General features: G+C 67.2%; 11 protein-coding genes. 7 read left to right on the top strand and 4 right to left on the bottom strand.

Annotated features, from left to right (window positions below; genetic code table 11):
* Nucleotides 1–151 precede the first annotated feature (151 nt).
* On the top strand, nucleotides 152–1,522 hold the full coding sequence (locus tag D5S18_RS11740) for a TerD family protein (protein WP_120039839.1): 1,371 nt from the start codon (nucleotides 152–154) through the stop codon (nucleotides 1,520–1,522).
* A 31-nt stretch (nucleotides 1,523–1,553) separates the two neighbouring features.
* Nucleotides 1,554–3,134, top strand: coding sequence for a TerD family protein (locus D5S18_RS11745; RefSeq protein ID WP_120039841.1), 1,581 nt, complete (start codon nucleotides 1,554–1,556; stop codon nucleotides 3,132–3,134).
* 261 nt (nucleotides 3,135–3,395) lie between these two features.
* Here D5S18_RS11745 and D5S18_RS11750 read toward each other — a convergent pair whose 3' ends face one another.
* The 4 genes from D5S18_RS11750 to D5S18_RS11765 are packed head-to-tail and all read right to left on the bottom strand — an operon-like array spanning nucleotide 3,396 to nucleotide 8,971.
* Nucleotides 3,396–4,175, bottom strand: a complete 780-nt coding sequence (locus D5S18_RS11750) for an HAD family hydrolase (RefSeq protein WP_120039843.1) — start codon at nucleotides 4,173–4,175, stop codon at nucleotides 3,396–3,398.
* A gap of 44 nt (nucleotides 4,176–4,219) precedes the next feature.
* Nucleotides 4,220–6,625, bottom strand: a complete 2,406-nt coding sequence (locus D5S18_RS11755) for a phosphoribosyltransferase (RefSeq protein WP_120039845.1) — start codon at nucleotides 6,623–6,625, stop codon at nucleotides 4,220–4,222.
* The gene (locus D5S18_RS11760; protein WP_120039847.1) at nucleotides 6,622–7,758 is read right to left on the bottom strand and encodes an HpcH/HpaI aldolase/citrate lyase family protein; all 1,137 of its coding nucleotides are present in this window, start codon (nucleotides 7,756–7,758) and stop codon (nucleotides 6,622–6,624) included. Before D5S18_RS11760 ends, D5S18_RS11755 begins: the two co-directional genes overlap by 4 nt.
* Before the next feature lie 13 nt (nucleotides 7,759–7,771).
* A complete protein-coding gene (locus D5S18_RS11765; RefSeq protein ID WP_120039849.1) occupies nucleotides 7,772–8,971 on the bottom strand; it encodes a hypothetical protein in 1,200 nt (399 codons plus the stop codon).
* Nucleotides 8,972–9,113: 142 nt separating this feature from the next.
* Between D5S18_RS11765 and D5S18_RS11770 the strand changes: the two genes are divergently transcribed.
* The 5 genes from D5S18_RS11770 (at nucleotide 9,114) to D5S18_RS11790 (ending at nucleotide 13,055) form a co-directional block, all read left to right on the top strand.
* Nucleotides 9,114–9,689, top strand: a complete 576-nt coding sequence (locus D5S18_RS11770) for a TerD family protein (RefSeq protein ID WP_120039851.1) — start codon at nucleotides 9,114–9,116, stop codon at nucleotides 9,687–9,689.
* Nucleotides 9,690–9,754: 65 nt separating this feature from the next.
* Nucleotides 9,755–10,828 (top strand): DUF475 domain-containing protein, encoded by a 1,074-nt coding sequence (locus D5S18_RS11775; protein WP_120039853.1) that lies wholly within the window; start codon nucleotides 9,755–9,757, stop codon nucleotides 10,826–10,828.
* 75 nt (nucleotides 10,829–10,903) lie between these two features.
* Nucleotides 10,904–11,491, top strand: coding sequence for a Tellurium resistance (locus D5S18_RS11780; RefSeq protein WP_239003682.1), 588 nt, complete (start codon nucleotides 10,904–10,906; stop codon nucleotides 11,489–11,491).
* A 101-nt stretch (nucleotides 11,492–11,592) separates the two neighbouring features.
* Nucleotides 11,593–11,712, top strand: a complete 120-nt coding sequence (locus D5S18_RS36255; protein WP_120039855.1) for a CGNR zinc finger domain-containing protein — start codon at nucleotides 11,593–11,595, stop codon at nucleotides 11,710–11,712.
* A gap of 122 nt (nucleotides 11,713–11,834) precedes the next feature.
* Nucleotides 11,835–13,055, top strand: coding sequence for a DNA cytosine methyltransferase (locus D5S18_RS11790; RefSeq protein WP_120039857.1), 1,221 nt, complete (start codon nucleotides 11,835–11,837; stop codon nucleotides 13,053–13,055).
* Nucleotide 13,056 lies beyond the last annotated feature (1 nt).

Consider the following 13,056-nt stretch of genomic DNA (forward strand, 5'->3'; position numbering starts at 1 on the left):
TTGCCGATTCGCAGTTGAGAGCACGAATCCGCCCCTGCGACAGTCGATCACGGTGGGGAGGGTGCGCGCCCATCGGTCGGTGGGGCACTGGCGGTGTCCGATACGCGACGTAAAGTGACTAGTGAAGGCACCGACAAGCGAAGGGTCGAACTTGTCCGCAACACTCGTGAAGGGCCAGAACGGTCCGCTGACCGTCTCCGATGTGGTGATCTCCGTACAACTCTCGGCACCGGCGGATATCTCCGCGTTACTGGTGACCGAGGCGGGGCGGGTCCGTTCCGACGCGGATTTCGTCTTTTTCAACCAGCCGGCCGGTCCCGGCGTGAATCTGCGCCCCGGTCCGGCCGGGCAGCCCGCCGCGCTCGCCGTGTCGCTGCAGGCCGTGCCCCCGGAGATCGCGCAGATCCGCGCCGTCATCACCCTCGATGATCAGTCGGGCGAATTCGGTCGACTGCCCGCACCTGCCGCCTATATCGCCGATGCATCGGGAAATCAGCTGTACGAGTACCGAATCGAGGGCCTGAGCAGCGAATCGATCGTCATCGCACTGGAGCTGTATCGGCGGCAGGGCGGTTGGAAGGTGCGCGCGGTCGGCCAGGGCTACGCGGGCGGATTCTCCGATCTCGTCACCGATCACGGCGTGAATGTGGATGCCCCACCGCAGCAGGCGTATTCGCCGCCCCCCGCCCCGAATTACCCGCCCCCGCAACCGGCGCCGCAGTACGCGCCCACCGGTGGCTACCCACAGTCCGATGCCGGGGTGGTATCCAATCCCGGATATCCCGGCCCCGGCTACGCGCCGCCCGGCCAGGGTTATCCACCTCCCGGCCCCGGCTATCCGCCGCCCGGCCCCGGCTACCCGCCGCCCGGCCAGGGTTATCCTCCTCCCGCACAACAGGTTCCGCCGCCGGCGGCTCCGGCCGCGCTGCATCCGGCCGGTCCGGTCAGCCTGTCCAAGGGCCAGCGGGTCACCCTCCGCAAGGAGGGCGGCGCCGCGCTCACCTTCGTGAAGATGGGCTTGGGCTGGGATCCGGTGCGCAATCGCGGCCTGTTCGGCAGCCGCACCATCGATATCGATTTGGACGCCTCGGTATGCATGTTCGCCGATATGAACCTGGTGGATGTCTGCTACTACGGCCAGCTCACCTCGAAGGACGGCTCGATCCGCCATCAGGGCGACAACCTGACAGGTGAGGGCAGCGGCGATGACGAGGTCATCCTGGTCGATCTCACCAGGGTGCCCCCGCATGTCAACAACCTGGTGTTCATCGTCACCTCCTACAAGGGCCACAGCTTCGAACAGGTGCACAACGCCTACTGTCGCCTGGTCGACGGCGGCAACAATTCCGAGCTGGCGCGCTATTCGCTGGCGGGCGGTATGCCGTTCACGGCTGTGGCGATGGCCAAGGTCTATCGGGTCGGCCAGGAGTGGAACCTCGAAGCGCTGGGTGAGGGCTTCCAGGCGAAACATCCCGGCGAGGCGGTGCCGCAGCTCGGACGCTTCCTCACCCACGCGGGCTGAGGCGGGTCGGGTTTTCTCGGGGAGTGGCAAGATGATTCGACTCGGGGCGGGCCAGAATATCGGTCTCAGCGCGGATATTCTGGTCTTCACCGCGCGAGCGGGTGTGGCGCTGGATCTTTCGGCTCTGGTCGTCGGCCCTGCCATGCGGGTCTTCGGTTCCGAGGGTGTGGTTTTCTTCAATCAATCCCACACCGCCGGGGTCGAACTCGATGGCACCGCGATCACCATTCGTCTGGAACGGGTGCGTGCGGATGCGCAGGCGGTGCTGCTGGTGGTCAGCCCGGATCGCGCCGACGAACTCGGCACCCTCACCGCCGCCCTATCCGAAAATGGTGTTCCACTGGCGGAATTCGTCACCACACCCGCCTTCGGGGAGACGGCGCTGATCTGTCTGGAGCTGTATCGCCGGGGTGGCGGCTGGAAGGTACGCGCGGTCGGACAGGGCTACAGTGGCGGTTTGGGCGTGCTGTTCGCCGCCCATGGCGTGGAGGTCGATGAGGCGCCGTCCACGGGGCCTCGGCAGTCGAGCGGGTCTCCGACTTCGAGCGGCACCACACCTGTCGGCGCGAATCGAGCCGACACATTCGAGTCCACTGGCGCGCAGGCGGATTCCGAGGTGGGCTTCGGGTTGCAACGACTGTGGATGATCTTCGAGGATGCGGCGCGGTCGGCGGCGGCCTTGAAGTCGGCGCGCACGTACGCGGCGGACCGCTTGGATCAGGAATTGTCCGCCGCCGTAGCGGATCCGACGACCAGGAATACCCCTGCGGCGGAACAGATGCGACGCGCGGCCCAGCGACGCGGCGACGAGTTGATCGCGGTCGCCGAGAGCAACCATCTGCGCGACAGCGAGCAACTACAGAGCGAATTGCGGCGCGCGCAGGAGCTGCTGCCGCCCGCGCTGGCGTCCTGGGACGCGCCGTCGTGGGACGCGCCGCACCGGCCCGGCGACGGTATCCGGCTCGGCGAGCTGTATTCGTTGGCACATGGGCGTTTGCGGGTCCCCTACTGCGTGCCGGTGCCGCTGAGCAGGCCGCTGTGGGTGGCGGCGGAGTCGGCGGCGACGGTCGCGCCCGTTATCGGCGCGCTGCTCACCAGGCTGGTGGCCGCGACCCCGGATCGCCGCACCGTGGTGGATATCGTCGATCCCGCTCGCGCGTGCACCGGGTTCCTCGGGTTGTTCACCGCGACGCTGGGTGGTCCGCCGGTGACCGACCGCGCCGATATCGGCGAGCTGATCGACGCCAGGGCGAAGGCCGCCGAGATCGCCGAATTATCCTATCGCAGTGGGTTTCTCACCGCACCCGCGGAACATCGCATCCTGCTGCTGGTCGATTTCCCACACGGATTCGAGGTATCCGAATTGGACGCGCTGGCCGCCCTATTGACCCGCGCGGAACCATTCGGGCTCTCCACGCTGATCGTCGGCGCCGACCCCGAGGACGACACCGACGAAGTGGTCGCCGCCGTGGCCCGTGCGGCCCATCGACTGCCCACCGTCGAGGGCACGCCGGTATTCGATCCGTGGACGCGCAATCCCTGGTTGCTCGATCTGGACACGCTGCCGAGCGAGCCGCATCGAAGATCGCGCCTGCTCCGCAACAACCACTAGACAGCGCACGGACCCGCGTCGAGATTCGATAGCCGGAAAATTCAGTGGAATCGGCAACGCGTTCGGTTCTAGCCTGCGGCTATGAGTATCGAAATGGGAATGGCGGCGATCAGCCGCGAGTTATCCGCGCAGCGGTGTCGGAAATGCGGTGTGCGGGCCGGTTACGGGGAGGCCACCTGTCCCCGGTGCGCGGGCTTCGGCGATCACTTCGTCGAACGTCCGCTCGCTTGGCTTGTGCGATGAGAATCGCTGTCACCCCGGCTATTCGGGAATTCGCTCGAGGAACCAGTCGACGATTTCCGCCCCGGCGCGAATGCCGGAGGCTCGGGTGACGGTCAGGCTCGGATGGGTCCAGCCGAGGTATTCGAGTTCGCCGTGGCGCGGGCGGATGGCGGCGTCGGCGGCGCGCAGCATCGGGGCATCGAGCGCGCCGTCACCCGCCGCGAATACCGGTGCGTCATCGGACAATTCGCCGCTCTCGCGCAGTCTGCGCACCACCTCGGCCACGGCGCGGCCCTTGTCCACGGCCGTGGGGATGGTGTAGATCTTGCGCCCCTGCCGGGAGACCCACCATCCGCGGCCCCGGCACCATGCATCCCATTCCGCCACGAAATCTTCCGGTATCAAGCCGGGTTTCGCCACCAGGTAGACAAAGAGCCGATCCGCGATGCGGAGCGTGTCCACCCACGAATCGCTCACCCGGTCCCGCAATCTCGCTTCTATCTCGGCCAGTTCCGCACCTGTTCGCACCTGCCTGTCGATAGTGGTGCGCCAGCGCGCATCGGCCACCCCATCCACGAGAATGGTGCCGCCATTGCTTGTGATCGCGTAATGCCAAGGTGCGCCCGGTAATTGGACTCGTTTGAACTGCTTCACGGTGCGGGTGGTCACCGGGACCACCGCGACGGAAGCCGACAGCGCCTGCAGTCGCAGCGCCGCGTCCCTGGTCATATAGGACAGTGGCGCACCGTCCAATTGCTCGACACAAACCACCGGTAGCGCGGCCATCTCGGTCTCGAACGCGCGCCGCGAGTAGATCATGGTCCGATCCAGATCGGTGGCGATGAGAGCAGGCCGGGGCCGCGTCACCGGACCTCCTTGATCAGCCCCATACAGGAGTACCCGAGGTCGGGCGCCACCTCGACGGGAACGCCCCGAGCAGCCGCGAGCAGCCGAATATGCGCGTGCTCGGGGGCGTCGGCCGCCCGCACCAGCACCCGCCACGGCACCCGCCGCAGCAGCACCCGAGTCGTCTCGCCCACACCGGGTTTCACGAAATTCACCTCGGAGATGCCGTATTCGGCCCGCACCGCCGCGACCGAGGCCAGACCGGACCAGGTCGGCGTCCGGTCCAACGCGCTGATCGCGGTGACCTCCTCGGCAACCTGTAGGCGAACCGAGGGGAATTCCGCAGCGACCGTATCGAGGAAGCGGGCCGACACATCCTCGGCCGCCAACTTCCGATAGAACTTCGCCCCGTGGAACTCGCCGGGACCGATCAGCGTGTCATTCAGCACGGTGCGCGAAACCAGCCCGGACACCGTCGAATTCAGGCCTGCAGAGGGGATCAGGAAGTCGTCGCGGGTGCCGAAGGTGCGCACACAGTGCCCCGGATCGGCCACCACCGCCAGGTCATCGGAGAATCGCGCACCCCGATATCGGGTCAGCGCCGCGCTCAACTCCCGCGCGATGGCCCCCTTGCCGGTCCAGCCGTCGACAAAGACCACCGATGCCGGGTCATGCTGCCGCGCTAGATAATCCAACGCGGCCGTATCGATCCCGCGACCGCGCACAATCGATATCGCGTAGTGCGGGGCCTCGATCCCGCGCGCGGCCAACCACCGTCGCAGCAGAATCCCGATCGGCGTCCCGGCCCTGGCCAACGAGGCCAGCACGACGTCCGCACCCCGTTCGGTGACAATCAGTTCCGCCAGTGTGCCGACGGCCAACGCCACCCGCCGCGCCGTAGCCGCGAGCATCTCCTCGAACAGCGCCCGATATTCCGCGTCGGGCCGATACTCGATCGGCAAGGACTCGGCATAGTGCGCCACCCCGGCCTGCGCCCGCCGCTCGCGCACCTCGACCCCAGCCTCGAGGTCGATTCCGGAGAGATCCTTCAGCAGCCAGGAAACCTCGTGTGCCGCATAGGATCCGAACCTCGGCCCGTGCAGCGGGCCGCCCGAGCGGGCTGTCCGCGGGGCGGCGACGCGGGCGGCGCGCAGCGTGCGGGGATCGGCTTCGGGGAGCACCGCGACGAGGACATCGGAGCCCGCGGCGGTGAGTACGTCGACCAGACCGCCTGCCGCCGTGAGTTTCACGGTGTCGGCGGGGGTATCGATGACAACGAGCAGCAGGGGAGAGGTGGTGGGGCGGGACGGGCCGCCGATCAGCCAGTCGGATTCGGCAGGCCAATCGGCGTTGTAGAGGTAGCGGGGTTCGGTTTCGCCGGGTTCGGGGGCGTGGAAGCGGAAGCCGCGGCGGAGCGGGTAGCCGGGTTCGTCCAGGACGTAGGCGGGGGAGCGGGTGGTGGTTTGGAAGCGGGTCGCGATACCTGCGGCGGCGAGGCCCGCGGCCAACCGCAGCGGGAGGTACATCAGCTCTTCGTGGCCGAGCACGATGACGGGGCGATTCGGGGCCAATTCGGTGCGCAGTGCGCCCAGTGCGGCTCCGACGGCGGTTTCGAAGGCGGCAGTGTCGGAGTCGAGGATGCCGTGGCGTCCGCCTTCGGGAACCCCGGCGGGCCAAGGCAGTTCGCATCGAGCGTAGGAACCGCGCCGCGCGGCGCGGGGATTCAACGCGGGCTCGGGGAGTTCGGCGACGGCGGCCACCAACCCGTCGGGCAGCACCGTACGGCCCGAACCCAAGCAGACGGTGTCGATGCGCGCACCGAGTTCGGCGGCGGCGGACACGAATTCGGTCCGGTCGTGCCCGTCGCGCATATCGACCAGCGTGGCCAGCACGTAGTGGGTGCGCGGGGCGAGGGCGTGCAGCGCGCGCAGCGCGTCGAGTGCGGTAGCGCCGGTGGAGATCTCGTCATCGACCAGCACCAGCGGGAGATCGTTGAGGAAGATGGCGGCCGGGGCGGGTTGGAGCAGGTGGGAGGTGGCGTGCGAATGTCCCTCCTCGAATCCGGCCAGCGTCGCGGCGGTCGGCACCGCTCGACGGGTCGAGTGCAAGTAGCAGCGCGCGCCGATCCGAGCCGCCACGCAGTGCCCCAGACCCGTTGCCGTTTCCGCGAATCCGAGCACCACCGCGGGCCGGTCGCCGAGCACCGCACGGACGAGGTCACCGAGTCGATGTCCGGCGTCGAGCACCAGGCGCGGGTCGGCGGGCAGGTGTTTGCCGAGCACCGTGGAGACGAGCAGGTGCGCGCGGCGCGGATTGCGGCGCAGTCCGGGTTGGATCAGCGCGTCGACGGCGAGTTCGGCACGCGCCCTGTCGTGCAGACGCAGACCGAGAGTGCGGGTGGCCCAAGGTATCTCGACGGTCATCCGACCGCCGCGGCGGTAAGCAGTTCGGCGAAGGACACCTCGCGCCGCGCGACCCCGAACACCCTGGCGCGCAACAGGGTGCGGCGTGCCCAATTCCGATGCGGGCGCATCTCGTTCATCTTGTTGGCGTAGGCGGAAGCCGCGACCCCGCCGTCCGCGCCGCGCAAGATCTCGCAGGCGTCGGTGTATTCCTCGTGCGTCACCACCGACATGGCGTGCACCGCCGCCACCTGCCCCGGATGGATGACCGTCTTGCCCTGCATCCCATTGGCCCGGTCCAGCGCGATCTCGCGCAGCAACCCGTCGGCCTCCCGCCCCCGGTGTCCGGCGAAGTACTCCCACACCGGCCCGGTGATGACGAATCCGCTGCCGTCGGCGCGACCGAGGTAGTTGACGATATCGGCGATGACATCGGCCACCACCCGCACGTCGTAGACGGTGCGTTCCCGATCGCGGCGAATTCCGAAGGCGGAGCACAGATCCGTCGCGCCGACCCGCACCGCGAGCACCCGCTCCCGATGCCGGTCGAGCAGCCGGGCGATCCGCAGCAGCTCCCGGTCCCTGGTCTCGCGGTGCACCAGCACGGGCGATTCGAGGACCGGCATCCCGTAGAGGGGGCGCTCGAGCATATCGGCCGCCTCGTTCAGCGCCGCAAGATATTCCGGACCGCGCACGGCGGTGAATTTCGGGAAGACGAACCCGGTCAGCGCGGCCGCGCCCGCACCGAGCGCACCCGCGATCTGCCGCACCGCCTCCGGTTCGCGCACCCGCACGAACAGCAGCGGATTCGATTCCTCCGATGCGGCGAGCAGATCCAGCGCCCGCACCGCCTGTCGCTGCGCGGCGGGCGCCTCGCTGTCGGGAACCGCGTCCTCCAGGTCGATCACCATCGAGCACACCCCGCGCGCCGCGCCGCGCTGAATGCCGCGCACCAGATCCGGTCTGGTGGCCGGGGCGTAGAGGGTGGCCCCGAGCGCGACGGCGAGCAGTTCCCGATCGTGGCGATCCACAACGGGTTCGGGTTGCTGGTGAAACAGCTCGCGCAGCCGCGGACCCTGAACCTGCCGAAAGTGCCGCAGCGGCAGCCGTTTGCGCAGGGAGACCGTCGGCCGGACGGCGAAACCCGCGGTCATCGGCGACCCATCCTCATTGTCTTCGTTGCCCCGTTTGCTTTCTCATGCGCTCGACCACACCCGCCACGAATCCGGTGACCGAATCCAGTTCCGTCACATAGGCCAGGTAATCGGGGTGAGGGCCGGTGAGCCGCTGCACGCTGCGCTCGACCCTGGCGGCCTGCGCGTCCAGCGCCGGACCCCACTCGGCGGTGTGGCCGCCGCCGTGGGCGAGCATGCGCGCGTCGCGCAATCGGAATCGCGCGGCCTCGGCGAAGCGCTGCGGGTCGGCGCGCACCTCGCGCAGCAGGGTGAGCCGCTTGGTCACCGCGTCGACCGAATGGTCGGCCGCGCCGAGATGCTCGCGGGCGGAGGTGATCAATTCCAGTGCCTGCTCCGGGTCGTCCTCGGACAGTGCCGCACCGGCCCGGTCCAGTGCGGACTGCGCGGCGGCCATAGCGACACTGCTTTCCCGCCCATTGTTCGCCAGATCGTCCGAATTCGCAGCAGCGAATTCGCGCAGCAGTGCGGAGTAGGCGGGATCGAGCCGGTCGGCGCGGGTCCGCGCGGCACTGAGTCGGGTGCGTGCCGAGGCTAGCGCGGTGGTTGCCTTCGCACGCTGAGAAGGGGCGTGCGCCAAGACATCCGATAATTCGGCTGCGGCGGTCGTCAGGCGTCGCGCGGCGTCGCGACGGGCGAGCGCGCCCGCCGCGGGATCGGCCGATGTGATCATCGCCTCATCCACCGCGAGCAACGCCGCGCGCACCGAGGGGTATCGCGCGTACGTGGAGTTCGCGGCCTCCTCCCGCACCCTGGCGGCCGGCACGGCCGCTTCGGCGACGAGCCGGGGTATCGAATCCAGCACCGCGACCGCCTCTTCCAGCGGACCTCGATTGCCCTGGTAGAAACCGTCGACGCCGCTCGAAGCCCGCGCCAACTGCCGCAGCACCGCCTCCGCGCGCGCTTCCCCCTGCGGCGGAACCGATTCCGCCGCCAACTCCTCGTTCATCGCGAGATACGCGCCCGCGGCGGCATAGCAGACCGCACGCACCGGCTCCCAGCGCGCGCCGATTCCGCGCTCCGGAAAGACCTGGTCCGCGGCCTCGGCACCGGCTTGCGCCGCGCTCTGCCGTCGGTCCATATCCAGGAAGGCGGCGGTGAGCGCATCCCGAATGCGTTGCACCCATTCGGGATTGTCCGGGGACCGGAACCACCCGCGCCTACGGCCTGCCACCCACCCGATCGTAGGAGATCGGGGCGAGTGCTCGAATCCCGTGCGAGCTATTCCAGCTGGAAGCTATTACTGTCGGAGGTCGAACCCGGCGTTCCGGACACGGTCGGGTTCCGTACAGGCAACACGATCGAAAGGAAACGGCATGGGTGTCAGTTTGTCGAAGGGCGGCAATGTCTCCCTGACCAAGGCCGCGCCGAACCTGACAGCGGTGACGATCGGCCTCGGGTGGGATGTCCGCACCACGACCGGCTCCGATTTCGACCTCGACGCCAGCGCCATCGCCGCCGGTCAGGACAAGAAGGTCCTCTCGGACAAGCACTTCGTCTTCTTCAACAACCTTCGCTCGCCGGAGGGCACCATCGAGCACACCGGCGACAACCTGACCGGTGAGGGCGACGGCGACGACGAGGCGATCAATATCGACCTGGCCAATACCCCGCCCGCCATCGACAGCATCGTCTTCCCGGTCTCCATCTACGACGCCGACGCCAGGGGCCAGTCCTTCGGCCAGGTGCGCAACGCCTACATCCGCGTCGTGGATCGCAGCAACGGCACCGAATTGGCGCGCTACGACCTCTCCGAGGACGCCTCGACCGAGACCGCCATGGTGTTCGGCGAGCTGTACCGCAACAGCGGTGAGTGGAAGTTCCGCGCCATCGGCCAGGGCTACGCCTCCGGTCTGGCGGGCATCGCGCGCGACTACGGCGTGAATGTCTAGCACCAACTGATCTCGGGACCCGGCGACGGGTCCCGAGTCATGTCCGCCGAATCGAAAGGCTCCCAATGATTCTGCGCATCTTCGGCCTCTCCGCCGTCATCACGGTGCTCTCGCTGATCGTCGCGCTGATCTACGGCGGGCCGACAGGTATGGCGCTGTGCGCGATCCTCGGCATCCTCGAGGTGTCGCTGTCGTTCGACAATGCCGTCATCAATGCCACCGTGTTGGAACGGATGAGCGCGTTCTGGCAGCGGATCTTCCTCACCGTCGGCGTCGTCATCGCGGTTTTCGGTATGCGCCTGGTATTTCCGCTGGCCATCGTGTGGATCACCGCGCGAATGGATCCGCTGCGCGCACTCGACCTCGCCCTCAATCCGCCCACCGATGGCAGCAAATCCTATGAGCAGTTGCTCACCGACGCCCATCCGCAGATCGCGGCGTTCGGCGGCATGTTCCTGGCGCTGCTGTTCCTGAACTTCATCTTCGAGGAGCGCGAACTCACCTGGCTCAGTTGGCTGGAACGCCCGCTGGCCCGCGCGGGCAAACTCGAGATGCTCTCCATCGTGGTCGCGGGCGGCGGCCTGCTGGCGACCGCGGAATTCCTTGCCCCGGAAGGGGTCAAGTCGACCGTGCTCATCGCCGGACTGCTCGGCATGGTCACCTACATCGTCATCGACGGACTCGGCTCGATGTTCCAGACCGAGGACTCCAACGGCCCGTCCAAACTCACCAAGGCCACCGGCAAGGCGGCCTTCTTCCTGTTCCTGTATCTGGAGGTGCTGGACGCGTCGTTCTCCTTCGACGGCGTCATCGGGGCCTTCGCCATCACCTCCGACCCCATCATCATCGCGCTCGGGCTCGGACTCATCGGAGCCATGTTCGTGCGGTCCATCACCGTTTTCCTGGTGCGCAAGGGCACCCTTTCGGACTACGTCTACCTGGAACACGGCGCGCACTGGGCCATCGGCGCCCTGGCCCTGATCCTGTTCCTGTCCATCGGGGTGCACATCAATGAAATCCTCACCGGCATGGTCGGTGTGGCCTTCATCGGCGCGGCCATGCTCACCAGCGTCATCCGCAACCGGCGCGAGGACAGCCAGAATCGGCAAGGCGATCCCACACCCGCGCCGGTAGGCTGAGCACCGGCAATGATCGAGGGGCGGCGGCTGTTCTTCCAAGGAGGAGCCGCCGCCGGTCTTTCGAGGGGAATCCCGTTGGCGACCAACCATTCCGGCGACAGGGCCAAAACGGTGACCCTGACCAAGTTCACGCCGAGCATCAATCTCACCAAACCCGGTGATCGCCACGGCGTGATGCGGGTCGACCTCAACTGGTCCGCCGAGGTCAGGCGCGGGCTGTTCCGCAGGCCGGTCGCCATCGCCCTCGGCCTCGGCTGCCTCTACGAACTCGCGGACGGGGCGAAAGGCGTTGTCGAGGTGGATCGTCTCGGCTCGCTCGAGGCCGAACCCTTCATCCGACTCGATGAGGCGACTCCCGGTGGCGAGAGTCTGCGCATCGATCTGGAGCGGCCCGAATTGTTCCGGCGCATCCTGCTTTTCGCCAAAGGTGATGCGGATGCCCCGAATTGGGCGGCCGCCGATGGTGTGGTGACATTGCACCCCACCACCGGCCCCGCCGTGGAGGTGCGTTTGGACGAGCCGGTGCCGAGCGCGCGCTCGTGCGCCATCGCGCTGCTACAGAATCCGGGTCAGGGGATCACGGTGCATCGCGAGGTGCACTATGTCGACGGGGCGCATCGAGAGTTGGATCGCGCCTATCAGTGGGGGATGGACTGGGACTGAGTCGGTGCCGCCGGATAGGACTCCGAGCCAGGGCCGATGTCCCGACTCGGTTGCGGCGCCCTCGAACTATTCGGCTCCCCCCAACGCGCCCTGATCAAAGAATGCAGCCGCCCCGCCGCTACCTCGACACCTCCCGAGGAAACGCCCGCCGCTGGTGCGATATGACAATCTGCGGCAACCGCGCCAAAAGCGCCGCCTTCCGCGCCCGACACGGAGATTGACCCCCGCCCGCACAGAAAGCGCCCGCCCGGTCGCTCCGGCATAGTGGCCGCCTGTGACGATTCGAGGAGAAGTTCCGCATCGCCACGGCGGCCAACGCGGCAATCGGTCCGAAGGAGAAAGCGTGACGCGGCGCACATTCGCGGATCTGTTCAGCGGAGCGGGCGGCATGAGCTACGGCTTTCACGCCGGCGGGTATGAAGTCGTCGGAGCTGTCGATGCCCAGCTGGGCAAACCGAGCAGCGGGCCGGGCGCGCTGGAATGCAACCGCACCTACGAAGCGAATATGGGTGTCACGCCGCATGAACGGAATCTGGCAACCCTGACCGGTGCGGAGCTTTCCGACCTTCTCGAGCCGGCACTCAATGGCCGCGAGCTCGACGTGCTGAGCGCCTGTCCCCCGTGCACCGGTTTCTCCAGGGCGAATCCCAACAACCATGTCAGCGATGATCCGCGCAACTCGCTCATCATCCATGTGGCCGACTACGTTGCCGCACTTCGGCCCGGCATCGTCGTCATGGAGAACGCGCGCGAACTTCTCATGGGGAATTTCCGTTCCCATTTTCTGGAGTTCGAACATCGATTGAGGTCGATGGGGTATCGGGTTCATTCCGGCGTGCATATGCTGTCCCGATACGGAGTTCCACAGAAGCGAGAACGGTCGCTCGTCATAGCGGTTCGCGCGGATCATGAGCTACACACCCTCGAGGAACTCTGGGAGGGAACGGAAATAGATCCGGACGCATTGACAGTCCGCCGCACAATCGGTCACCTGCCCCCACTTTCCGCAGGCGAGTACGACCCGAACGATCCGATACATATCAGCCCGAATTCCGGCGTGAACACGCACCGCAGACTGCATGCGATACCGCACGATGGCGGATCCTGGGCGGATCTCCGCTTCCGGCCCGATGCCGCCGAGTTGCTGACACCCGCGATACAACGCAGCATCGCCGCAGGAAGACTCGGTTCACATCCGGATGTCTACGGCCGCATGTGGTGGGACAGACCCGCGCCGACAATCAAACGCGAATGCTCGCACTTCGGAAACGGGCGATACAGCCATCCAGAACAGGACCGTCTCTGCACCGTCCGAGAGATGGCCCTGCTGACCGGATTCCCCGACACCTACGAGTTCCGAGCACGCGCATTGTCCAATATGTACCGACATATCGGCGATGCGGTCCCCCCAATTATCTCCTACCAACTCGCCGCCGTCGCCGACTGGATATTCACCGGAGAACGCCCCGAAATCCGGACCGCCCTACTACCCGGCACCCATTTGACCCCGGCCGATCTCGTATCACCGAACGGGCGACTTCCATTCGAGCAGATAGCTGTCTGAG

This window comes from Nocardia panacis, assembly GCF_003598715.1.
GTDB classification, from domain to species: Bacteria; Actinomycetota; Actinomycetes; order Mycobacteriales; family Mycobacteriaceae; genus Nocardia; species Nocardia panacis.